This is a genomic window from Polaribacter sp. M10, from assembly GCF_054968445.1.
This window is the reverse complement of record NZ_JBSSBG010000020.1, coordinates 1-22747: the sequence shown is the minus strand read 5'-3', so window position 1 is coordinate 22747 and position 22747 is coordinate 1. Positions and strand designations below refer to the sequence as shown.

Genomic DNA, 22747 nt, shown 5'->3' with positions numbered 1-22747 from the left:
AAACCAAGTAAAAATTAGTAAAACCAAGTAAACACAGAAATTATGAAAAAAATAATAATATTAATAGCATTTGTTGTAGCACCAATGGTTACAAGCGCACAATCACTTTTCGATAGTTTAGAAGATATGGATGGTGTAGATATGGTAGTAGTTACCAAAGATGCTTTTCAGCTGTTAAAAAAGTTTCAGCCTAAAAATGTCAAATCTGATGATAATGAAGTAATTCAGGCCTTCGAAATGATTGGTGATTTAAGCGAATTTAAAATGTTTTCTACAAAAGATTTAGATATTGCTTCTAAAATGGAAAGTATGGTAAACACATCAATTAAATCTAAGAAATTAACTCAATTAATGAGAATTAAAGAAGATGGTTCTAGAGTTAAGATTTATGTAAAAGCCACAAGCAATAAAGATTATGTTAGCGAAGTTTTAATGTTTGTAAAAGGCATAGATAAACATACCAAAGGTGTATCAGAAGCTATGGTGTTATCTTTAACAGGTAACATAGACATTAACAAAATGTCTGAATACACAGACAAGATTGTTAAAGAAAACAAGTAATTAACTTTAAAAAGTCAGGTTTAATGTTTTAAACCTGACTTTTACATAAAAACATTAAAAATGAAAAAATTAACCCAAATTTGTGCTTTAGCTTTTTTAGTACTTTTTGCAAGTTCTTGTAAAAACGAAAAATCTTTGCAAAGTTATTTAGTAGATACCAGTGGTAAAGAAGGTTTTTATACTGGAGATTTACCTGTAAGTTCGGTTTTATCTGCTAAAGCTGATGTTTCTGATGATGTAAAAGAAACCATAAAAAGTATTAAAAAAATAAACATCGCTTTTTTACCAAAAACGGAAGATAATACAGCTGCTTATGAAACAGAAAAAGCCAAACTTAAAAACATTTTTAAAGACAATGACAATTACAAAACCCTAATGGCTATGAAGGCTCAGGGTATGAATGTAAAAGTTTATTATTCAGGAGATACAGATGCCATAGACGAAGTAATTGCATTTGGTTATGGAGATAAAAATGGAGTAGGAGTTGCAAGATTGTTGGGCGAAAATATGAATCCTGCAAAAGTAATTGAAATGATGAATAGCGTAAAAATGGATAGTGGAAACCTAGAAAGTTTTAGTGCTATTTTTAAAGAAAAATAAAAACCAAAAGTTTGCTTAAAATGGAGGTATAAAGACGAAGAACTTTATATCTCCATTTTTTTATACCCAACACTTAACTAACTTCACCAAACATCAAACTAACATAACTTTTTAACTGCTCATTAACAGCTACTATAATCATATTTAGTATTTTTGAAACTTGAAGAATATGATATTTATGAAGTTTCAAAAAATAGTAGCTTTTTGTGTTTTATTAATTAGTTACACCAATTTTGCACAAAGTACAATTTACAGAGCAGAAAGAGAAAAAATCCACGATTTGGTCCATACAAAGTTAAAAGTCGATTTTAATTTTTCTGATAAAACTATGAATGGTGAAGCATGGATTACAGCAAAACCACATTTTTATGCTACTGATAAAATTACATTAGATGCCAAGTCTATGTTAATTCATAGTATCACTTTAAATAACAGTAAATTAGATTATAATTATGATGATTATAATTTAATTATTGATTTGCCTAAAACCTATCAAAAAAACGAAGCATTTACACTTTATATAAAATACACTGCAAGACCAGAAAAGGTAAAAGATAAAGGAAGTCAAGCAATTACAGATGCCAAAGGTTTGTATTTTATAAATGCTGATGGCATAGATAAAAACAAACCTACTCAAATCTGGACACAAGGTGAAACTGAAGCAAATTCAGCTTGGTTTCCTACTATAGATAGTCCAAATCAGAAAACTTCACAAGAAATTTACATTACAGTTCCTAATCAATATCAAACACTTTCTAATGGGGAATTAGTTAGTCAAACAAAATCTGGAAACAACAGAACAGATTATTGGAAATTCGATCAAAAACATGCTCCATATTTATTTTTTATGGGAATAGGTGAATTTGAAATCATAAAAGATTTTTATAAAAACATTCCTGTAAACTATTATGTAGAAAAAGAATATGCGCCTTATGCCAAAGATATTTTTGGTTTAACTCCTGAAATGATTGGTTTTTTTGCAGACAAATTGGGGGTTGAATATTCTTTTAACAAATACAGTCAAATTGTGGTTAGAGATTATGTTTCTGGTGCTATGGAAAATACAACAGCTGTTGTTCATGGAGAGCAAGCTTATCAAAAACCAGGACAATTAATAGATCAAAATGTGCAAGAAAATACAATTGCGCATGAAATTATGCATCATTGGTTTGGAGATTTGGTAACCTCAGAAAGCTGGTCTAATTTAACACTAAATGAATCTTTTGCCAATTATGGCGAGTATTTATGGAGAGAATATAAATACGGAAAAGTGGCTGCAGAAATGCATTATTATGAGCAAGTAGAAGCTTATAAAACGGGTCAAAATGAAAGCAAAAGTTTAGTCCGTTTTCAGTATGATGATAAAGAAGATATGTTCGATTTAGTTAGTTATAACAAAGGTGGAGCAATATTGCACATGTTGCGTAATTATTTGGGTGATGAAGCTTTTTTTACAGGCTTAAACACCTATTTAACCACTTACAAATACAAAACTGCAGAAGTACATCAACTAAGATTAATTTTCGAAGAATTAACAGGTAAAGATTTAAACTGGTTTTTTAACCAATGGTATTTTGGAGCGAATCATCCAAACTTAGAAATTTCTTACGATTACAATACTTTACGAAAAACAGTTACTATAAATATTATACAATTGCAGGCAGAAACTTTTAAATTCCCTTTTGCTATTGATATTTTTGAAGGCACAAAAAGAACAAGACATCAAGTTTTTGTAGATAGCAAAGATGCATCTTTTACATTTCCTTATATTAAGCAACCAGATTTAATTCAAGTAAATGCAGACAACACTTTAGTTTGTAATATCAACGAAAACAAGGTGTTAAGCGATTATATTTTTCAATTAAAAAATGCGGATAATTTTGCACACAGAAGAGCAGCTTTGTTAGAGGTTGTTAAAAAACAAGAAGATAAAGATGCTTTTAATGCTGTTGTTAGCGCTTTAGATGATAATGCGTATAAAATTAGAATTTTGGCATTGCAAAAGATAGATTTAATCAATAAATTTTCTAAAAAAGATGCCATCAGAAAAATTATGCAGATGGCAAATAATGATAGCAAAACCTTAGTACAAGCAGAAGCAATCAATACTTTGGGTAAATTAACTGATCCTGAGTTAAAACCAATTTTCGAAAAAGGATTGGAAAGTAAATCATATTCAGTTTTAGGTAAAGCTTTGGTTTCTATGTATTATGTTGATAAAGATTTGGCCATAAAAAAATCGAAAGCATTGCCAGATGAAGTCCGTCAAATTTTAGCAACTCCATTAACGCAAATTTTTATCGAAGAAAAAGACGAATCTGAATTACCATTCATTGCAAAATCTGTAGTTTCTGGAATGTTCTTGGCAAATGACAACGCTGTAAAAGTAATTTATCAAAAAGCATTTAAACAAATTTCCGAAAGTAACAACACCCTTGCTATTCAGAATGTTGTAGAAGATATGGTTGTAAAAGGCAAGCAATACAAAGGTTTTAATTTCGATAAAGTTATGATTAACTACATGCGTACTATGGTAGAAGATCAGAAAAAAGCGAATAAGCCCAACAGAGAAAGAAATATCCAAATTATTAGAACTGGAATGGCAAAATTGCTGTAATTTTTAATTCAGACTCATTTTTAGACTTGGTTTATTTGGTTTAAATTTGCCAAATATGATGCATACTTTAAAGGATTTAAAAGCGGGTAAATTAAAAGGAATTAAAAAGCTAAAATTAGCAGCGGGTTTAACCGATTTTCCTAAAGAAATCTACAGTTTAGCAGATAGTTTAGAAATTTTAGATTTGTCTGACAATCACTTGTCAGCTTTACCAGATGATTTTATTTTACTTAAAAATTTAAGAATCGTTTTTTTCGAAAACAATAAGTTTTCTGAATTTCCAAAAATTTTATCGCAATTACCTTTATTAAGCATGATTGGTTTTAAAGCCAATCAAATTGAAATCGTTCCAGAAAATGCATTTCCGCCTTTATTAAGATGGTTGATTTTAACCAACAATAAAATTAAAAAATTACCCAAAAGCATTGGTACTTGTCAGTTTCTACAAAAATTTCCAATCGCAGGAAATCAGATTAAAGAATTGCCCAAAGAAATGGCAAACTGCCACAATTTAGAGCTGCTTAGAATTTCATCAAATCAATTAGAAACGTTACCAACTTGGTTGTTTTCTTTGCCAAAATTATCTTGGATTGCTTTTGGAGGAAATCCGATTACTAATTCTATAAAAGTTGAATCTACAATAAAATCTTATGATTGGAATGATTTTAAAGTAAATGATGTGTTGGGTCAAGGAGCTTCAGGAATTATATCAAAAGCGCATTGGGTTTCTAAAAATCAAGATGTTGCTCTAAAAGTTTTTAAAGGTGATGTTACGAGTGATGGTTTGCCAGAAGATGAAATGAAAGCGTCTATTGCTGCAGGAAATCATAAAAATTTAATCCCGATTTTAGGAAAAATTAAGGAGCATCCAGAAAATAAAAATGCTTTATTAATGAAATTGATAGCGCCGAGTTTTATCAATTTAGGAAATCCGCCAAGTTTAGCAACTTGCACAAGAGATGTTTTTGAGGATAAGCATTTTACGATGGATGAAGTTTTAAAAATAGCCAAAAGTATGGCTTCAGTTGCTAATCATTTGCACAATAAAGGGATTCATCATGGAGATTTGTATGCGCATAATATTTTAATCAATAATACTTCAGAAATTCTTTTTGGTGATTTTGGAGCAGCTTCTTTTTATGATAGAAATTCTCAAATTTCAAAAAAAATTGAAAGGGTAGAAGTTAGGGCTTTTGGTTGCTTATTAGAAGATTTATTAAATTTAGTTGATAAATCAGAAATTGAAAATTCTAAATACAAAGCACTAGTTAATTTGATGGATGATTGCTTATATTCTATTGTAAATCAGCGTCCTAATTTTTCAGATATTTTAGCTAAACTCGATAGTTTTACTTTATAAAACATATTTTTTAAAAATATCTTGAAGCTCTTTTTCTGGATCATCACATAGGCCTGGATGTGTTTTAGAACTCTGAATAATAGTACTTCTACAAGCAGCCAACCATCTAAAACGATCAGAAATTTCAAACTCGGCTATTTTTCCTCCTGTAGATTTTCCATCGCAAATTAATTTCCAGGCTTTTAGATAATCATTTAAAAAATCAACTTCTAAATCTGGAGCAAAAGCCTTTAATTTATCAGGATTAATATGATATTTCATATTTAAAAACTTCTTTCTTTTCGAGAAAAGAATCACGCCAATATTAAAGAATTCTTCACGCTCCACTTTGGGTACAATTCTAATAATGGCATATTCAAAAGTAACTTTATCTTGCATCTTCAGCTTCTTTTACCAATTTATCAATCATTGTAAGTTTTGCACATAAAAACTGATTGTAAGCAGCTCTCATTTCGTTGGTTGTTAAAGTTTCACCTTCGTTAATCAACCAATCTTCAGGAATATTAGAAACAATTTCTGTTATTACATCATGAGTAATCAATTGCTTAATTTCTTTAGAAGCTTCTTGTAATTGAGTCGCTTTGGGTAGTAAAACATGATCTTTAATTAAAGGAAAAGTTCGAGTTAAATGATTTTCCCAAGTTTCCCAATTATGATGAAAATAGAAACTCGCTCCATTATCTATAATCCAAAGTTCGTTGTTCCAATTTAAAAGATTGGTGTTTTTTGCTGTTCTATCAATATTGCTAATTAAACTGTCTAAAATGACCACTTTAGAGGCTGTAAATTCATCTGCAATAGAAACTAAAGGATCGTAGGTAATAGCGCTAGATAAAAAATGTAATCCTAAATTAAGGCCTACACTAAATTTTAATAAATCTTGAATTTCTTCATCAGGTTCAGTTTTACTGAAAGAATCATCTAAATTCATAAAAACCAATTCAGGAACATGTAAACCAATAGCTCTAGCCAATTCGCCACCAATAAATTCTGATATCAAAGCCTTTTTTCCTTGTCCTGCACCTCTAAATTTTAGAACATATAAAAATCCGTCATCAGCTTTTACAATAGCAGGCAAAGAACCACCTTCTCTTAAAGGTTGAACATACTGCACCACATTTACAGTTCTAATATCAATTGTTTTCATAAAACTAAGATATGTTATTTGTGATATTCCTCAAAAGTTCCATCAGAATAAAAAACAACAATTCTTTGAATCTTTTTTTCATCACTTGTAGACGGATTTGAAAACAAAGTTGGAGTAGAAGCAACCTCTTTTTTTTCAATTTTCTTTGGATAAGTTCCTTCTCCTTTTATCAACCAATCAATATCTACATCATTAAATTGAGAAGTAATTTTAAGAATAAAATCTAAACTCGGTTTATTTCTGCCTGATAAAATATGAGAAATACTAGAACGTTGTACACCAATTTTATCAGCAAATAAAGATGCTGTTAGTTGATGATAATCCATTATTTTTTTTATTCGAGTTGTAAATTCTAAACTGTTTAACATTGTAAATAGCTTGTTTATTACAAATGTAAATCAATATAAAATAGCATCCAATTTTTTTATACTGATTCTTTTAATTGATAATATATTGATTAAACCAATACTTTAATAAAACTTATTAAACAATTTATTATAAGTATTTTACAGGTATTTTTAATTCTAGTATTGATTATTTTTATTTTTTAAAATAACTTAAAAACCTATTCTGAAAAATTAGTTTACAAAGTTAACAAATGGACAGTGTTTTCTGATTTACATTTGTAACATCACAGCAATTTACAATTGTAAATATAGAATTGTATACTAATTTACAATAGTCTAAATTTGTCGTTCTAAATACAACTCAGTGAATATTTTATCACCCGAAATTTTAAAAACCATTTTTAAAGAACAAAAAGAAACCGAGCTTTTTGGCAAATGGATTACATTTAAAGACATCGAAAAATTACTTAAGAAGCATCTTGCAGTTTTCGAAATACATGAACTTGGAACTTCGGAAGAAGAACGACTTATTTATACTTTAAAAATTGGTTCAGGTAAAAAGAAGATTTTGTTATGGTCTCAAATGCATGGAAACGAAAGTACAGGTACTAAAGCACTTTTTGATCTGTTTAATTGTTTTTCTAATACCTCAAATCAAATTTTAGAAACCATTTTAAAAGAATGTACGTTAGTATTTATTCCGATGTTAAATCCTGATGGTGCACAAGCCTACACAAGAATTAACGCTAATGGAATTGATTTAAACAGAGATGCTGTAGATCGAGTTGCAAAAGAAAGCTTATTGTTAAGAAACACTTTAGAGCAATTTAATCCGCAGTTTTGTTTCAATTTGCACGATCAAAGAACTATTTTTGGAGTAGAAGGCACTAAAAATCCAGCAACAATATCATTTTTAGCGCCATCAGAAGAAGAAACAAGAGCAATTACAGAAGGCAGAAAAGAAACTATGAATGTAATTGTAGCCATGAATAGTTTATTACAACAAATGATTCCTGGTTTTGTGGGTAGATACACAGATGAGTTTTATCCAACAGCTACAGGAGATAATTTTCAGAAATTAGGGTATAATACCATTTTAATTGAGTCAGGACATTATCCTGATGATTATGACAGAGAAATTTCTAGAGAATATACTTTTTATTCAATTTTACAAGGTATTTTTCACATTGCAGTTTCTGACGATTTTTCTCATTACTCGCCTTATTTCGACATCCCAAATAATGCTAAAATATTTTACGATGTAATTCATAAATATACTGATAATCAACTTAATAAAGCCTATCAATACCAAGATGAAATTGTAAATAATCAATTGGTTTCTAAATTAATTGAGCAAGAGGAAACAGCACTAAATGGCAAATTCGGACATAACGAAATCGTTTTCGAAGATAAAATTATTTAGGTATTTATCAAAATTATACTTGTTTAGTTAAATTAAATTCATAAATTTGTCTTATAAATTGAATTATATATAAAAATGAAAAAATTTATCTTAGACGAAATCGATCATCAAATTTTAGATATATTAATTGAAAATGCTAGAACTCCCTTTACAGACATTGCTAAGCAACTGTTAGTTTCTGCAGGAACCATTCACGTTCGTGTTAAAAAAATGGAAGATGAAGGCATTATTCAAGGCTCTACGTTAACCTTAAATTACGAAAAAATGGGGTATTCTTTTATAGCTCATGTTGGGGTTTATTTAGAGAAAACATCTATGACGCAAAGTGTTATCGAAAACTTAAGAAAAATACCAAACGTAACTGTTGCGTATGTAACTGCTGGCAAATACAATATCTTTTGTAAAGTAAGAGCTAAAGGCACTAACGATGCTAAAGACATTATTTATCAAATTGATGATGTACCAGGTGTAAACAGAACTGAAACAATGATTGCACTAGAAGAAAGCATTAACGATAAAAAACGTATGATGCACGCAATTTTTGCTGAATTATAGAAATAAAATCACATCAATTCTACAATCCTTATCACAAAAAATGATAAGGATTTTTTTATGGAATAAAGTTATTTATATTTGTTAGGGTTGCCAAAAACAGATTTAATGCCTTTAAATATTGATTATTCTTTAAATACAAGCTTTAATACTGCTTCTTTATTGCATTTATACAAAAGTTTATTAAAACCTCGTTTAATCGAGGAAAAGATGCTAATTCTGTTGCGTCAAGGCAAAATATCGAAATGGTTTTCTGGTATTGGGCAAGAAGCGATTGCTGTAGGTGTAACTTTAGCTTTAGAGAAAGAGGAATATATTTTACCCATGCATCGAAATCTTGGTGTTTTTACAAATAGAGGGATTCCTTTACATCGATTATTTTCTCAGTGGCAAGGTAAAGCAAACGGATTTACCAAAGGCAGAGACAGAAGTTTTCATTTTGGTACACAAGAATTCAAGATTGTTGGTATGATTTCGCATTTAGGGCCTCAATTGGGAATTGCAAACGGAATTGCCTTGGCCAACAAACTAAAAAACAATAATAAAATTTGTGCTGTTTTTTCTGGTGAAGGTGGCACAAGTGAAGGCGATTTTCATGAAGCGTTAAATGTTGCGTCTGTTTGGAATTTACCCGTTTTATTTTGCATAGAAAATAATGGTTATGGCTTGTCTACGCCCAATTCAGAGCAATTTAATTGTAAAAATATTGCTGATAAAGGTATTGGCTATGGAATGGAAAGTCTTATTATAGATGGCAATAATATTTTAGAAGTTTACACTAAAGTGGATGAACTTGCGAAAAGTATTCGTAAAAATCCGAGACCCATTTTAATTGAGTTTAAAACATTTCGAGTTCGTGGTCATGAAGAGGCTAGTGGCACAAAATATGTTCCTGAAGATGTGTTAGCGTTTTGGAAAGCCAGAGATCCAATTGATAATTTTGAAAACTACTTAATAAATAAAGGGGTTTTAACCAGTTCTTTAATCGATGAATATAAAAAAGAAATTACGGCTGAAATCAATGAGCATTTACAACTCGCGTTTGACGAAGAAAACATAATTCCGAATTTAGAAACAGAATTGAATGATGTTTTTAAACCTTTTAATTATCAGCTAATCAAACCTTCATCAAACAAAAAAAAGATTCGTTTTGTTGATGCAATTTCTGATGGATTAAAATTAGCCATGGAAAAACATGCTGATTTGGTAATTATGGGTCAAGATATTGCAGCATATGGTGGAGTGTTTAAAATTACAGAAGGTTTTTTAGAAAAATTTGGAAAAGAAAGAGTGAGAAATACACCTATTTGCGAATCCATAATTGTAAGCACAGCTTATGGTTTGGCTGTAAATGGCATTAAATCAGTGGTAGAAATGCAGTTTGCAGATTTTGTTTCTTCTGGTTTTAATCCGATTGTAAATCTATTAGCAAAATCGCATTACAGATGGGGACAAGCTGTAGATGTTGTTATTAGAATGCCTTGTGGAGCAGGAGTTGGGGCTGGTCCTTTTCACAGTCAAACTAATGAGGCTTGGTTTACAAAAACGCCTGGATTAAAGGTTGTTTATCCTGCATTTCCTCAAGATGCAAAAGGGTTATTAATTAGTGCAATTCAAGACCCAAATCCTGTTTTGTTTTTTGAACATAAAGCATTGTATAGATCTGTGTATCAAGATGTTTCTGAAGAGTATTATACTACAGAAATAGGCAAAGCAAACTTAGTACAACAAGGAATACACCTTACAATTATTAGCTATGGAGCTGCAGTGCATTGGGTTTTAGAAGCATTAGAAAATCTATCAAATATTTATGCTGATGTAATTGATTTAAGAACTTTACAACCTTTAGATATTGATACGATTTATTCATCCGTTAAAAAAACAGGAAAAGCAATGATTGTACAAGAAGATTCACTTTTTGGCGGAATTGCAAGTGAAATATCAGCATTAATCAACGAAAATTGTTTTGAATTTTTAGATGCGCCTGTGCAACGTGTGGCAAGTTTAGATACACCCATTCCTTTTCAAGCAGATTTAGAACAACAATATTTATCAAAAAATAAATTAAAAGAAAGAATACAATTTTTACATCAATATTAATTAAAACATACATGAAAAATAAACAAATCATCTTAAAAAAACGTCCTGTAGGAGCCCCAGATTCTGATACTTGGCAATTAGAATCAAATAAAATTCCGGAGTTAAAAGAAGGCGAAATTTTAGTACAACAGCATTATATTTCATTAGATCCTGCAATGCGTGGTTGGATGAATGATTCTAAATCTTACATTCCACCAGTTGCTTTAGATGCTGTTATGAGAGCGGGTTCTATTGGTACAATTATCAAAAATAATGGTAACCCAAATTTTAGCGTTGGCGATGTAATTTCGGGTTGGGGTGGTGTACAACAATTTGTAATTACCAATGGCGATAATTGGTATAAAGTTGACACCAATTTAGCGCAAATGCCTGTGTATATTGGTACTTTAGGGATGCCTGGTATGACTGCTTATTTCGGAATTACAGAAGTTGGTAAAATTAAAAAAGGAGATATTGTCTTGGTTTCTGGAGCTGCTGGCGCTGTTGGTAGTATTGTAGGGCAAATAGCAAAAATTAAAGGTTGTACAGTTATCGGAATTGCTGGTGGAAAAGAAAAGTGCGATTATGTAGTAAATGAATTAGGTTTTGATGATGCAATCGACTATAAATCAGAAAATATTTATACAGCTTTAAAGAAAAAATGTCCTGATGGAATTGATGTGTATTTCGATAATGTTGGTGGCGCAATTTTAGATGCAGCATTGACTAAATTAAATAAACATGCAAGAGTGGTAATTTGTGGCGCCATTTCTCAATACAACAATACATCTAAAATAAACGGACCAAGCAATTACTTGTCGTTATTAATCACCAGATCTACAATGCAAGGCATGGTAGTTATGGATTATGCTGATAAGTTTGGTGAAGCTGCACAACAATTGGGCACTTGGATGCAAGAAGGTAAATTAAAATCGAAAGAAGATATTTACGAAGGCATAGAAAACTTTCAAGAAACCTATCACAGATTATTTTCTGGGGATAAAAAAGGCAAATTAGTTTTAAAAGTAATCGAAGAATAGTGGAACATTTTTTTCAATGCCCTTATTGTTGGGAAGAAATTTCAATGTTATTAGATAGTAGTGTTCAACAACAAACATATATCGAAGATTGTGAGGTTTGTTGCAATCCTATTGAGGTTTCACCTGCCTTTGAAAACGGCGAATTAATTGGTTTTAATGCACAGTCTATAGAACAGTAAAAACAACCTGCAAGGTTTTTAAAACCTTGTAGGTTTCATAAGTTCCTAAAGTTTTGAACTCCATATAGTTTTCTTATTTTCTTTATACTAAAGGATTTTCCCAATCAAACTCATCAAACAAAGCCAACCAATCTTTTGGAAAACTAGCTTGTAAAATTAGTTTTTCTGATGAAAAAGGATGTGTAAACTCTAATTTCCCTGCGTGTAAAAACAAGTTTTGCCAGCCAAAGTTTTCAGCATACATTACATCGTGATTTTTATCACCATATTTTGCATCGCCAATTAAAGGGTGACTGATTTTATTCATATGCACTCTTAATTGATGCATTCTTCCTGTTTTTGGTGATAATTGAACCAAACTGTAACGTGAAGAATCATAGGGTTTTACAGGAATATCTAAAGTGATGTTTGCTAATGTTTTTAATTCTGTTAATGCATCTTTGTGTACATTTGCATCGCGACCTTTTACAGGAGAATCTATGGTTTTTACATCCGGAGAAAAACCACGAACGACCCCAAAATAGGTTTTCTGAATTACATCGTTAGTAAACAATTCTTGAAACTTAGCAACATATTCTTTTTCTTTTGCCAATAAAATAATTCCTGAGGTTTTACGATCTAATCTATGAATGGGATATACTTTTAAATCCGTTTCATTTTTTATAATTTGCAATAAAGAGGCTTCATCTGCCACATTTCTAGAATGATAGGCATGATGTACCAAAACATTATTAGGTTTACTTACACATAGCAAATAATCGTCTTCAAAAATAATTTCTAAACTCATTTTTTAATTTAAGAGGATAAAAATACTATATTTTAGTATTAAATTTTTAAGATTATTTTAATTGATTTTCAATTCTTTTTTAGTAAATTTAAAACACTATATATCAATATTTTATGAATTTCAAATTTCGATATTTATTTTTAGTGATTTCTGTACTGTTTTTTACAGCTTGTAAAAGTACAGTTAGCATACCAGAACTTGAGGCTTTACAAAAAATGGTTGCCAACAATCATTTTGAGTTTACTGCAGGTTCTGCAAACCCAATGCCTATGGCTAATGTTAGAGGTTTAGAAAATTTATTGCCTGTAGGTAGCAATATGGCAAACATCAATTTAATTGGGAATTCGAATTATTTTAGAGTAAACAACGATTCTATTTCTTTTGAATTACCTTATTATGGAGTAAGACAAATTGGTGGTACTTATGGTTCTGATGTGGGGCTAAAATTTGAAGGCATTCCAGAAAAAACATCTACTACTTTTAACAAAAAGAAAAACAGGTATTCTCTAAAATACTTTGTAAAAACCAAAGATGAAAACCTAAATATTAATTTAATTCTGTTTGTAAATAACAAAGCTACTTTATCAATTAACAGCAGCCATAGAAGCAATATCAGTTACAATGGTACTTGGCAAGAATCAGTAGAAACAAATTAGTTTTTACGAAATTGCTTTTCTCTTAGAAAATTCCAAATATTGAATTAATCCTAAAGAAATTGTACCACAGAATAGAAAGCCTAAAAATAGGGGTAAAGCAGAAGTGCTGATATAACTACCTATAAATGTGGCAATAGGCACAGCCATAATTGTAGAAACAAATCCATTTAAAGCAGCTCCAATTCCTGCAATATGCCCAATATTGTTCATGGCTAATGCTCTTGTATTTCCGAATAAAAATCCTAAAGCGAAAAATTGAAACCAGAAAAAGACAATTAAAACAGACACACTTGGGTTAGGTTCTCCATAAAACAAAACTGTATAGATTAAAGGAATGATTGTAAAAATGATTGCAAACATTTTTACCAATTTCAACATTCCGAATTTTACGACTAACGTCCCATTTAAAAAAGTAGAAAGTCCGATACCAAAAGCTAAACCTGCAAAAATAAAAGGAAACTCTTCTTTTAAATTGTATTGACTTTCGAAGATTTGCTGACTAGCGCTTAAATAGACCATAAAAGAACCTGTGATAAATCCTGAAAAAATAGTAAAAATTACGGCATATTTATCCTTTATAAACGTTTTGCTACCTTCTATAAACAGAGTGAATTTAAACTTCTTTTTATTTTCTGGTTTTAAGGTTTCTGGCTGTCTTTGCCAGAACCAAATCATAAAAAAAGCACCTAACATTAACTGACTGTAAAAAATGGCTTTCCAACCATAAGCATCTACTATTATTTTACCAATAGCAGGCGCAATTACAGGTACAAGAATAAATATAGCCACTACAAAAGACATTACTTTAGCCATATAATTACCACTAAAACGATCTCTAACCATGGCAATACTTATGGTTCTTGGTGCAGAAAGCCCCATACCTTGTAGTATTCTTCCAAAAATCATCATTTCTAAGCTTGTGGAAAAAATGCAAATAAAACTGGCTATCGCAAAAATGATAAATCCTACATAAATAACAGGTTTTCTCCCAAAACTATCTGATAATGGTCCAGAAATTAATTGTCCCACTCCTAAACCTAAAAAAATCATTGTAATTAACAATTGATTATTGTGCTGATCTACAACATTTAACGAAGTGCTAATACTTTCAATGGCTGGCAATAATGCGTCTATAGATAAGGCAACTAAAGACATTAAAGAGGCCATTACAATAATAAATTCTAACTCCGATTTTTGCTTTATTTTCATGGCCGCAAAATTAGGTGATATTACTTACACTAAATAGTTAAAACTCTAAAACAAATGCAAAAAAAAAAAGAAGATAATCGAATAAATATATTTTTGAATAGAAAATCCTTTGGTTAAAAAGTTATTTGGCTTGCACTACAGTTTGGATTCCTTTTAGGAACCAATCAAGATATTTTATTATTCTTTTCCTATTTGGTTGATTAGTTTTTCGTTACCAACACCTTTTGGGTTTTCTCCCCATTTGTTTGTGCCATGATAACTCTCCATACAAGTAAAAATTAATATGATAAAACGACCAATATACGGTACTAATGTAATTAAATACCACCAACCACTTTTATCAGTATCATGTAATCTTCTTACAGTAACAGCCAATGTTGGTAAAATAGTCGCTAAAAAATAGCCACCAATAATTACCAAACCTAGTGTGCTTGGTTCACCATTATCAACCAATCCACCAGAAATAAATACAAGTAAAAAGGATAAACCAATTAAAATGAGTAGATGAATTAAAAAAAACATCCAATATTCTTTTCGCCTTGCTCTACCTTTAAAATCTGCGTATTGTTTTAATACTTTTACATACCAATTCATAGTTGCCTTTTTTTATTCTTTTCCTATTTCATTTATCATTAACTCTTGCTGATCGTGCTTTGGGTTTGCTCCCCATTTATTAACATCATATTCGCCATCTGTGCAAAAAAGAATTAAATTGTAAATTGGGATTAACATATACCAACCACTTTTACCAACGTCGTGCAATCTTCTAGCGCTTACAGCCAAGTAAGGGACAAGAGTGGCTAAAGTATAAAATGTATCAAAATAACCTTCTTCATTTAAAGGTCCATAAGTTGTACCTAAAAGTTCATCTAATAACATCATTAACATAGAAATGATTGTATTAATTAATACAAACATCCAATATTCTTTTCGTCTTGCTCTACCTTTAAAATCTGCGTATTGTTTTAATACTTTTAAATACCAATTCATAGTTACATTTTTTTTCAAATTTAATAAATTAGAACAAACCTCTCGATTTTAATTCTAAATATTTGTTGATACTTGCGCCTGTTAAATCTTGTGGTTTGGTCAATACAGACTGTATGCCGTACTTTTTTAATTCGTTTACAATACGTTTCTTTTCGTACATAAACTTCTCTGCAATAATACTGTCATAAACTCCTTGAATATCTTCTGATTCTGAATCAATTAAAGCATCTAATGTTGTGTTTTTAAAGAACACCACTAATACCAAATGGTTTTTAGCTAAGGCTCTTAAATAGGGGAGTTGTCTGTTTAAACCATCAATAGTTTCGAAGTTGGTGAAAAGAATTAATAAACTTCTGTGGGTTATTTTTCTTTTTACCACGGAATATAAAGTACTAAAATCAGGTTCTTCGAAATTGGTTTTAATATTGTGTAAGGCCTCAGAAATTAAGCTCATTTGCGAGTTTCTGCGTTCGGCAACCACCCAATCTTCTAATTTTGTAGAAAAAGAGAGCATCCCAGCTTTGTCTTGTTTTTTTAAGATGACATTGCTAATGGCTAAAGTTGCATTTACAGCATAATCTAACAGACTTAATCCATCAAAAGTCATTTGCATGGCACGTCCTTTATCGATAATGGCATAAACCGATTGCGATCTTTCTTCTACATATTGATTCACCATTAATTGACTTCTTTTGGCAGTGGCTTTCCAGTTTAGGGTTCTAATATCATCACCAGAAACATATTCTTTAATTTGTTCAAATTCTAAAGAATGCCCAATTCTACGTACTTTTTTAGATCCATAAGAAGTGGTAGAACTGTTAAAATTCTGAATATCAAACTCTTTTAATTTTAAGAAGGATGGATAGCATTTGAGTTCTTTTTCATCACCTAAAACATATTTTCGTGTTGCCAATTGCAAGGCTGAATTGGCATATACATTTACATGACCAAACAAATAAACACCTCTTTCTTTGGGAGTTAATTTGTAATGCAGTGTTTTGTCTTCTTTTTTTAGAATGATTTGTTTAAAAATAAAGTCACGCTTTTGAAACTGATAAGGCAATTCTTCTATTAATGATAAATGTGCTACAAAAGGATAATTGTTTTTGATGAACAACGAGATCTTATTTTCATCGCCATTAGACAACCTTTCTGGTAAATTACGATCTATATGAATTCCTTTTTTAGTTTGATATAAGATTAAAATATCTATAAATGTTAGCACAATTAGCATAAATAACAACACTTTAGAAACCTCGAAAAAGATAGGCGCAAAAAAACCAACAACAAATAAGGTTGCAATTATGGCGAGTGCATAAAAGAATCGATGGTTTAAGAATAATGTGTTGTAAAAATGTTTCACTTACTGTGTAATTGTTTATGTTTAGATTTCTCGATACTATTTTTTGTTCCTCAAAATCACTCGAAATGACATCTCAATAGATTGTTTTACTGCTTAGTGCCAACTGCTTACTGCCTACTGCCCACTGTAAACCTACCTAGGTATTTCTACTGCCTCTATAATTTGTGCTATAATTTGTTTGCTTGTTAATCCTTCCATTTCTCTTTCTGGTGTAACAATAACTCTGTGTTGCAAAACAGGAATGGTGGCTTTTTTAATGTCTTCTGGTGTAACAAAATCACGACCTTCTATGGCTGCAAAGGCTTTAGATGCCGATAAAATAGCAATACTAGCTCTTGGTGAAGCCCCTAAATACAAAAAGGAATTGGTACGTGTATTCACTACAATATTCGCAATGTATTTTAACAGGTTTTCTTCTATTTTTATTTGGTTGACTAAACTTCTGTATTCTACTATTTTAGCACCATCTATAATTGCTTCAATTTTTTCCACTTTAGTGGTGTTTTCTAAGGCTTGTTCTCGCATTATAATTTGCAATTCCTCTTCTGCATTTGGGTATTCTATAATCACTTTAAACAGAAAACGATCTAATTGTGCTTCTGGCAATCTGTAAGTACCTTCTTGTTCTATAGGGTTTTGCGTGGCTAATACTATAAATGGCTCTTGCATGGTATAAGTTGTTCCATCCATAGTTACTTGCTTTTCTTCCATTACTTCAAACATGGCTGCTTGTGTTTTGGCTGGTGCTCTGTTAATCTCGTCAATTAAAATCATGTTAGAGAATATAGGCCCTTTTTTAAACTCAAATTCAGAGGTTTTTACATTAAAAACAGAAGTACCCAAAATATCCGAAGGCATTAAATCTGGTGTAAACTGAATTCTACTAAAGCCTACATTAATGGTTTTAGACAATAATTTGGCTGTAATGGTTTTGGCAACTCCTGGTACACCTTCTATTAAAATATGGCCATTTGCTAATAACGAAACTAGCAGCAAATCCATCATTTCTTTTTGACCTACAATTACCTTTTGCAGTTGTTGTTTTATTTTAAAAACACTTTCTTGCAATTCAGACAAATCGATTCTACTCTCAAAGGCTAGGTTGTTTGGTGTTTCTATATGTTCTGGTTGTTGCAATGGCTCATTTGGTGTTTCCATAAACTTATTTTTTAAAGAATTTTACAATCATTTTATGAAGTACAATTAACTCTTCTTCAGAGCATTCTGACTTTTTATTTAAAGTGATTATTGTATTGATTAAATATTTGGTATTTCTAATTTCATTATCCGATTTTGCTGCTAAATCTCTAATAAACTCTTTGTTTAAATTGGTGGTATTTAGCAAGTATTTTGTGCGTACTTTTTCTAAGAAATAGGCGATCTTCTTATCGACTAAATTCTTATGATTCTGCTCTTTTAAATACAAACTTGCAATGGTTTGTGTAAAAGCAACTGTGGTATTTTGCAACGGATGTATTACAGGTATGGCACGTTGTTTTCTTCTAAAATTAAAAAGCATAAACAATAAAACGCCTGCCAAAGCCACAAACAAAAACCAAGTAAGGGTTTTGTGTTGTAGAAAGAATTTAAACACGGAGTCTTGGTCTTTGGCTCTATTGTTGGCATATTTGCTCCATTTTATTTGAGGATCCCAAAAAATGGTATTCGATGGCAAATAGGAGAGTAGGTGTGCTGCATACTTCTCTTTGTCTTTTAATAAATTGTAATTGGTAAATACAATCGGGTTGCTATGTACATAAATAGCCCCTTTACCATGATAAATCTTTAAAAAGTTCGGTACTAATTCTCCGTCTATTTTGGCATTGCCTAATACCATGGTTTTGTCTTCGTTATACGTTACAAAATAGTGCCTTTGTATGTTTCTATCAAAGGTAAATTGCTGATCTTCAAAACGTTCATCTACTAGAGAGAATTCACCTTTTAAGGCTTTTAATGCTGCCTTATTGTACACATTTTTGTCTAGATTATTGGTGGTGATGTCTAACTGAGTTAACAAATCATCACTAAAATAATTTAAAGAAATAAAAGCATTATTACCATTGTATACAAAAGATAACAAATCTGTTACACCCTCTTCTGGTAATTTATTGGCAGTATTTTTAATACAAATATAGTTGCCAAAATCAGCTTTAGAGCTATCGTAATTTAAAAATAGATAATCGTAGAAGTTTTCTTTTAATTGTACAATTTCTTGGTTGGGGAAAAGATCATCCACCTCATTGTAAATGATATAAGTACCAAAAGGACTTTTTTCTTTTTCGCGGTAATTTTCGTCCCAATTGGTTTTGTTACAACTTGTAAGTAGAACTAAAGTTGTTATAAAGAGCAATGGTATTTTTACTATTTTCCTTATCAGCATCAAACTAAAGTTTTTAAAAAAGATTGATACTTATTTTGGGCTATTTGAAAGCTATTTTCATCCACAGCAAATTCGCCATACCAAACATAAGAAAACACATAAGAAAGGTAAGAAAACTCGGTTCTGGTTTGAGTGTTTTCTATCTCGAAAAGGTATTCTGAATTGGTTTTGTCTTTATGATAATCGATGAATTGTTTGTTAGACAGTGCTTTTAAAGTGGTTAAATAATAATATCTAATGGCCAAGCGATACTCTTTGCGGTCAATGGCTTGTTGCAATAGGCCTTGTAAGTTCATTTCGTTAATGTCTTCGTCTTCGTAAATCAATTGCGTTGATGTTACCTTGGCCTTATTGGTTTTTTGCCAAAAACGGGCATCGATACCCAAAACGGATTTTAAAATGACAAATATGACAAAACCTCCTAATAGAAAAGGGAAAATAGTCGACATAAAAAAAGCAAACATTCCTAGTAGTGGTGACCCTGAATTCTTTTTAGGTGCTTCTTCTTGTTTTACTGTTTTGTCTTCTGTATATTCAAAATCTTTGCCTTTGTATTTTTCGTTAATATCGGTTGTAAACACTCTTTCTGCAGCTATAACTGTGTTTTTCTGATACACAATCGTATCTTTTTGAAACGCTGTAGAATCTATTATAGCCTCTACAATATCATCAACCTGAATATAAACGGAATCTACAGCCGAATTTACTTGCGCTTGTACAAAAAATGTACACCAAAAAAGGAGGGAAGCCAATAGTGTTTTCATTTACCTTAAACTGTGTTTACGTGCCACTTTATAAGGCAAAATCAAATAATAATAACTAATGCTTACCAAACTAAAACCAATAATTAAAAAGCAAAAAACAACCGGCATTTTGTTGGAATATCGTGTAACATAACCTTCTAAAAATGCAGCAATTATGGTAAACGGAATGGTACTGATAAAGATATAAAAAGCATCTCTAATTCCTTTTTTAAAGGATTCAAAACGTTTTAAAGTGCCTGGAAATAAAATACTTGCGCCAATAATATAACCAGCTGCAGCTTCTATAATTATTCCGAAAATCTCGTAAGTTCCATGAATCCAAATGCCCTTTAAACTATCGAACAAACTATTGTATTGGTAAAAGAACGCCTGAAACACAGCCACCATAATGGCATTTTTAATAATGTAAAAAGCAGTACCAATCCCCAGAAAAATTCCCGATAAAAACATGTACAATCCTACACGTTGGTTGTTGTCGTAAATGCCAATAAAAGTCCCCCAATTGCTGCCGCCTTTGTAAACAGCCATAGCATCGCCACTTTCTATATTTTCTAGGGTCATGTCTATATAATTGTCTCCTAGAATTTGTCTGGCAAAGGTTTCATCATTAAAGGTAGATAATAATCCTACAAAAAAACAGACAAAAAAGACAATGAAAGACAAATAGAAATAACTGCGGTATTTGTAGCAGAGTAGTGGTACTTTGTCTAAAAAGAAGTAGAGAAACGGATTTTTATCCGTTCTTTTGGCATCGTACACATGGTCGAAACTGTTTTTGGCTAACTTGTTTAAATATACAGTAACCTTACTTTTAGGGTAATAGGTTTGCGCATATACCAAATCATTCATAATTTTTATATGCAAGTTGGCAATATCATCAGGATTTTTTTTGTTATTATTTTTAAATCCTTGTTCAAATTCAAGCCATTTTTCTTTATTTTGCTTTATAAAAGCGACCTCTCTCATTAGAGCGAATTTAATCATTGCATGAAAACACTCCAAATAAAAACAGCACAAAATGTAAACATTAAATTTACGGCAGCAAATGTATTTCAGCGTCTTTTGGCTTTTACGGTAGATAATGTAATTAAGTTTGCCTATTTCTATTTTGCTGCTAAATTGTTTGGATTTAACCTGTTAGACGATACTTTAAGCAACGATGGTTGGACCATAAGAGCCATAGAAGTGCTTTTTTTATTGCCCATTACATTTTATACGCTGTATTCTGAAATTCTGATGGATGGGCAAACCTTAGGCAAACGCCTGTTAAAAATTAAAGTGATTAATGTAGATGGTTTTAAACCGTCTATTACCGATTATATTATTAGATGGTTTTTACGCATTATCGATTTTAATTTGTTTATTCTTATTTTTATTTACGCAGCTTCCTTAGGATTTGGCGATCAAGCAGGGTTGTTAATGAGCTTATTTGTTTTTGGGAAACTGGTGGGGTTTCTGTTGATTATTTTAACCCCAAAGAGTCAGCGTTTTGGTGATATTATTGCCAATACCATAGTGATTTATTTAAAGGATGATGTTAAATTTTCTGAAACCATTTTAGAAAATATTAAGGATACTTATGTGCCTACATATGCCAACGTTATTAAATTATCTGACAACGATGCAAGAATTATTAAAGAGACCTTTAAGAATGCCGTTAAAAATAACGATTTTAAGACCTTAATTAAATTGCGTACCAAAATCTTGGAAGTAACCGACATTAAATCTGTACACAAAAGTGATTCTGAATTTATTGATACTATTTTAAAGGATTACAATTACTACACACAAAACATGTAATTTGATATTTTATGTTGAATCTCCGCCAATAGGTTGGTTTTAAAATATTCTATTTTACATAATATAAATTATAACACTATTAGTGTTGTTTGATTCTAGTGATGTTTAATAGCCATTTTATTTAAAATGATTAATATACTATATATAGTTTTTTATATATGATTTCTCCATTACATTCGAGATGACATTATTTGTAAACTATGCTTAATGAAGTGAAATTATGGTGTTTAAAATTTATAATGTATTTAAGTTCTTTGTATGTGTATCGGAAATATCTGTATTCATAAATAAACTGTAAATTATAAACTGCCATTTAAAACGAAATGTCATGCGATTGAGAAATCTAATATTTAGATATACAAAACACTTGTGTTATTATGTTAAATAGAAAAAAGATTTTACTATTCATTTATTAGTATTTTCATTTTTCCTTGATTAAAATACTGAATCATGTTCAGCACAGACTTTAACAAAAAAATCAAGATTTACATATAATTTTGGAAACAATTACGGTTCGTTTCTCTATATTTTAGAATAGATTCTAACTTTATAAATATCTTAATATTTTTTTAGTCAATGATATTTATTACTAACTCACTAAAATATTACATTCCTCTCTCCTATTGTTTTTAAAAGGTCTAATAGTTAATGAGGAGATTCCTGCCTACGCAGGAATGACAGTAATTGAATGTTAATTGTAATTGTTTGTAGAATTGTATTTATGAAGTTATTTACTGTTATAGTAAATTGTTAGTTGACATTCAAAGATTGCTTTACTGCACTATCGTTTCGTTCGCAATGACGACTGGTTTAAAGTGTGGGGAGAGCAGGATTCGAACCTGCGAAGACATAGTCAACGGAGTTACAGTCCGTCCTCGTTGGCCGCTTGAGTA

Annotated in this window: 23 protein-coding genes; 11 read left to right on the top strand and 12 right to left on the bottom strand. The window is 30.8% G+C overall.

Features of this window, described 5'->3' with window-relative positions; translation table 11 throughout:
• The first annotated feature begins 42 nt into the window (after nucleotides 1-42).
• The 4 genes from ACWYN7_RS14835 to ACWYN7_RS14820 all read left to right on the top strand — a co-directional run bounded on the left by ACWYN7_RS14835 (nucleotide 43) and on the right by ACWYN7_RS14820 (nucleotide 5138).
• Complete coding sequence (locus tag ACWYN7_RS14835) at nucleotides 43-561, top strand: DUF4252 domain-containing protein (protein ID WP_462860750.1); 519 nt, start codon at nucleotides 43-45, stop codon at nucleotides 559-561.
• Nucleotides 562-621: 60 nt separating this feature from the next.
• The gene (locus tag ACWYN7_RS14830) at nucleotides 622-1161 is read left to right on the top strand and encodes a DUF4252 domain-containing protein (protein WP_462860749.1); all 540 of its coding nucleotides are present in this window, start codon (nucleotides 622-624) and stop codon (nucleotides 1159-1161) included.
• A gap of 178 nt (nucleotides 1162-1339) precedes the next feature.
• The gene (locus tag ACWYN7_RS14825; RefSeq protein ID WP_462860748.1) at nucleotides 1340-3778 is read left to right on the top strand and encodes a M1 family aminopeptidase; all 2439 of its coding nucleotides are present in this window, start codon (nucleotides 1340-1342) and stop codon (nucleotides 3776-3778) included.
• A 55-nt stretch (nucleotides 3779-3833) separates the two neighbouring features.
• Nucleotides 3834-5138 carry a leucine-rich repeat-containing protein kinase family protein gene (locus tag ACWYN7_RS14820; protein ID WP_462860747.1) on the top strand — a complete coding sequence of 435 codons (1305 nt, stop codon included), beginning with the start codon at nucleotides 3834-3836 and terminating at the stop codon, nucleotides 5136-5138.
• Here ACWYN7_RS14820 and ACWYN7_RS14815 read toward each other — a convergent pair.
• Genes ACWYN7_RS14815 through ACWYN7_RS14805 form a run of 3 tightly spaced genes read right to left on the bottom strand, consistent with a single transcriptional unit; the run spans nucleotide 5133 to nucleotide 6653 of the window.
• Complete coding sequence (locus ACWYN7_RS14815) at nucleotides 5133-5516, bottom strand: DUF3037 domain-containing protein (protein WP_462860746.1); 384 nt, start codon at nucleotides 5514-5516, stop codon at nucleotides 5133-5135. The two genes, ACWYN7_RS14820 and ACWYN7_RS14815, sit on opposite strands and share 6 nt — an antisense overlap.
• Nucleotides 5506-6285, bottom strand: coding sequence for a HipA family kinase (locus tag ACWYN7_RS14810; RefSeq protein WP_462860745.1), 780 nt, complete (start codon nucleotides 6283-6285; stop codon nucleotides 5506-5508). Before ACWYN7_RS14810 ends, ACWYN7_RS14815 begins: the two co-directional genes overlap by 11 nt.
• Nucleotides 6286-6299: 14 nt before the next feature.
• Nucleotides 6300-6653 carry a helix-turn-helix domain-containing protein gene (locus ACWYN7_RS14805; RefSeq protein ID WP_459485871.1) on the bottom strand — a complete coding sequence of 118 codons (354 nt, stop codon included), beginning with the start codon at nucleotides 6651-6653 and terminating at the stop codon, nucleotides 6300-6302.
• A gap of 343 nt (nucleotides 6654-6996) precedes the next feature.
• Between ACWYN7_RS14805 and ACWYN7_RS14800 the strand changes: the two genes are divergently transcribed.
• From ACWYN7_RS14800 to ACWYN7_RS14780, 5 genes are all read left to right on the top strand, one after another.
• Nucleotides 6997-8055, top strand: a complete 1059-nt coding sequence (locus ACWYN7_RS14800) for a M14 family metallopeptidase (protein ID WP_462860744.1) — start codon at nucleotides 6997-6999, stop codon at nucleotides 8053-8055.
• A gap of 75 nt (nucleotides 8056-8130) precedes the next feature.
• Nucleotides 8131-8610, top strand: coding sequence for an Lrp/AsnC family transcriptional regulator (locus ACWYN7_RS14795; RefSeq protein ID WP_068359914.1), 480 nt, complete (start codon nucleotides 8131-8133; stop codon nucleotides 8608-8610).
• Nucleotides 8611-8715: 105 nt separating this feature from the next.
• Entirely contained in the window at nucleotides 8716-10707 is a 1992-nt protein-coding gene (locus ACWYN7_RS14790; RefSeq protein ID WP_462860743.1) for an alpha-ketoacid dehydrogenase subunit alpha/beta, read from the top strand.
• An 11-nt stretch (nucleotides 10708-10718) separates the two neighbouring features.
• Nucleotides 10719-11726 (top strand): NADP-dependent oxidoreductase, encoded by a 1008-nt coding sequence (locus ACWYN7_RS14785; protein ID WP_462860742.1) that lies wholly within the window; start codon nucleotides 10719-10721, stop codon nucleotides 11724-11726.
• Nucleotides 11723-11905 carry a CPXCG motif-containing cysteine-rich protein gene (locus ACWYN7_RS14780; RefSeq protein ID WP_462860787.1) on the top strand — a complete coding sequence of 61 codons (183 nt, stop codon included), beginning with the start codon at nucleotides 11723-11725 and terminating at the stop codon, nucleotides 11903-11905. The genes ACWYN7_RS14785 and ACWYN7_RS14780 overlap by 4 nt, the downstream gene beginning before the upstream one ends.
• Nucleotides 11906-11987: 82 nt before the next feature.
• Here the strand turns inward: ACWYN7_RS14780 and ACWYN7_RS14775 are convergent, their stop codons facing one another.
• A complete protein-coding gene (locus ACWYN7_RS14775; RefSeq protein ID WP_462860741.1) occupies nucleotides 11988-12692 on the bottom strand; it encodes a pseudouridine synthase in 705 nt (234 codons plus the stop codon).
• Between the two features lie 113 nt (nucleotides 12693-12805).
• Here ACWYN7_RS14775 and ACWYN7_RS14770 point away from each other — a divergent pair, with 113 nt between their 5' ends.
• Nucleotides 12806-13348, top strand: coding sequence for a DUF4251 domain-containing protein (locus ACWYN7_RS14770; protein ID WP_462860740.1), 543 nt, complete (start codon nucleotides 12806-12808; stop codon nucleotides 13346-13348).
• A 3-nt stretch (nucleotides 13349-13351) separates the two neighbouring features.
• On the opposite strand, the gene ACWYN7_RS14765 is transcribed toward ACWYN7_RS14770, so the two are convergent.
• The 8 genes from ACWYN7_RS14765 to ACWYN7_RS14730 all read right to left on the bottom strand — a co-directional run bounded on the left by ACWYN7_RS14765 (nucleotide 13352) and on the right by ACWYN7_RS14730 (nucleotide 21020).
• Entirely contained in the window at nucleotides 13352-14557 is a 1206-nt protein-coding gene (locus tag ACWYN7_RS14765; protein WP_462860739.1) for a multidrug effflux MFS transporter, read from the bottom strand.
• A gap of 177 nt (nucleotides 14558-14734) precedes the next feature.
• Complete coding sequence (locus tag ACWYN7_RS14760; protein ID WP_462860738.1) at nucleotides 14735-15151, bottom strand: DUF805 domain-containing protein; 417 nt, start codon at nucleotides 15149-15151, stop codon at nucleotides 14735-14737.
• 12 nt (nucleotides 15152-15163) lie between these two features.
• Complete coding sequence (locus ACWYN7_RS14755) at nucleotides 15164-15547, bottom strand: DUF805 domain-containing protein (RefSeq protein WP_462860737.1); 384 nt, start codon at nucleotides 15545-15547, stop codon at nucleotides 15164-15166.
• A gap of 28 nt (nucleotides 15548-15575) precedes the next feature.
• Nucleotides 15576-16910, bottom strand: coding sequence for a DUF58 domain-containing protein (locus ACWYN7_RS14750; RefSeq protein ID WP_462860736.1), 1335 nt, complete (start codon nucleotides 16908-16910; stop codon nucleotides 15576-15578).
• 132 nt (nucleotides 16911-17042) lie between these two features.
• Nucleotides 17043-18068, bottom strand: a complete 1026-nt coding sequence (locus tag ACWYN7_RS14745) for an AAA family ATPase (RefSeq protein ID WP_462860735.1) — start codon at nucleotides 18066-18068, stop codon at nucleotides 17043-17045.
• Nucleotides 18069-18072: 4 nt separating this feature from the next.
• Complete coding sequence (locus ACWYN7_RS14740; protein WP_462860734.1) at nucleotides 18073-19290, bottom strand: DUF4350 domain-containing protein; 1218 nt, start codon at nucleotides 19288-19290, stop codon at nucleotides 18073-18075.
• On the bottom strand, nucleotides 19290-20054 hold the full coding sequence (locus ACWYN7_RS14735) for a hypothetical protein (RefSeq protein ID WP_462860733.1): 765 nt from the start codon (nucleotides 20052-20054) through the stop codon (nucleotides 19290-19292). The genes ACWYN7_RS14740 and ACWYN7_RS14735 overlap by 1 nt, the downstream gene beginning before the upstream one ends.
• On the bottom strand, nucleotides 20055-21020 hold the full coding sequence (locus tag ACWYN7_RS14730; protein ID WP_462860732.1) for a stage II sporulation protein M: 966 nt from the start codon (nucleotides 21018-21020) through the stop codon (nucleotides 20055-20057). It lies immediately after the preceding gene.
• A 21-nt stretch (nucleotides 21021-21041) separates the two neighbouring features.
• On the opposite strand from ACWYN7_RS14730, the gene ACWYN7_RS14725 reads away from it, so the two are divergent.
• On the top strand, nucleotides 21042-21854 hold the full coding sequence (locus ACWYN7_RS14725; RefSeq protein ID WP_462860731.1) for an RDD family protein: 813 nt from the start codon (nucleotides 21042-21044) through the stop codon (nucleotides 21852-21854).
• The last annotated feature ends 893 nt before the right edge of the window (nucleotides 21855-22747 follow it).

Bases quoted from the DNA above. Each gene is read 5' to 3' on its own strand.
- ACWYN7_RS14820 (WP_462860747.1), top strand. From the start codon at position 3,834: ATGATGCATACTTTAAAGGATTTAAAAGCGGGTAAATTAAAAGGAATT.
- ACWYN7_RS14790 (WP_462860743.1), top strand. From the start codon at position 8,716: ATGCCTTTAAATATTGATTATTCTTTAAATACAAGCTTTAATACTGCT.
- ACWYN7_RS14740 (WP_462860734.1), bottom strand. From the start codon at position 19,290: ATGCTGATAAGGAAAATAGTAAAAATACCATTGCTCTTTATAACAACT.
- ACWYN7_RS14735 (WP_462860733.1), bottom strand. From the start codon at position 20,054: ATGAAAACACTATTGGCTTCCCTCCTTTTTTGGTGTACATTTTTTGTA.
- ACWYN7_RS14765 (WP_462860739.1), bottom strand. From the start codon at position 14,557: ATGAAAATAAAGCAAAAATCGGAGTTAGAATTTATTATTGTAATGGCC.
- ACWYN7_RS14730 (WP_462860732.1), bottom strand. From the start codon at position 21,020: ATGAGAGAGGTCGCTTTTATAAAGCAAAATAAAGAAAAATGGCTTGAA.
- ACWYN7_RS14775 (WP_462860741.1), bottom strand. From the start codon at position 12,692: ATGAGTTTAGAAATTATTTTTGAAGACGATTATTTGCTATGTGTAAGT.
- ACWYN7_RS14815 (WP_462860746.1), bottom strand. From the start codon at position 5,516: ATGCAAGATAAAGTTACTTTTGAATATGCCATTATTAGAATTGTACCC.
- ACWYN7_RS14760 (WP_462860738.1), bottom strand. From the start codon at position 15,151: ATGAATTGGTATGTAAAAGTATTAAAACAATACGCAGATTTTAAAGGT.
- ACWYN7_RS14795 (WP_068359914.1), top strand. From the start codon at position 8,131: ATGAAAAAATTTATCTTAGACGAAATCGATCATCAAATTTTAGATATA.
- ACWYN7_RS14830 (WP_462860749.1), top strand. From the start codon at position 622: ATGAAAAAATTAACCCAAATTTGTGCTTTAGCTTTTTTAGTACTTTTT.
- ACWYN7_RS14785 (WP_462860742.1), top strand. From the start codon at position 10,719: ATGAAAAATAAACAAATCATCTTAAAAAAACGTCCTGTAGGAGCCCCA.
- ACWYN7_RS14755 (WP_462860737.1), bottom strand. From the start codon at position 15,547: ATGAATTGGTATTTAAAAGTATTAAAACAATACGCAGATTTTAAAGGT.
- ACWYN7_RS14805 (WP_459485871.1), bottom strand. From the start codon at position 6,653: ATGTTAAACAGTTTAGAATTTACAACTCGAATAAAAAAAATAATGGAT.
- ACWYN7_RS14810 (WP_462860745.1), bottom strand. From the start codon at position 6,285: ATGAAAACAATTGATATTAGAACTGTAAATGTGGTGCAGTATGTTCAA.
- ACWYN7_RS14770 (WP_462860740.1), top strand. From the start codon at position 12,806: ATGAATTTCAAATTTCGATATTTATTTTTAGTGATTTCTGTACTGTTT.
- ACWYN7_RS14835 (WP_462860750.1), top strand. From the start codon at position 43: ATGAAAAAAATAATAATATTAATAGCATTTGTTGTAGCACCAATGGTT.
- ACWYN7_RS14745 (WP_462860735.1), bottom strand. From the start codon at position 18,068: ATGGAAACACCAAATGAGCCATTGCAACAACCAGAACATATAGAAACA.
- ACWYN7_RS14725 (WP_462860731.1), top strand. From the start codon at position 21,042: ATGAAAACACTCCAAATAAAAACAGCACAAAATGTAAACATTAAATTT.
- ACWYN7_RS14825 (WP_462860748.1), top strand. From the start codon at position 1,340: ATGAAGTTTCAAAAAATAGTAGCTTTTTGTGTTTTATTAATTAGTTAC.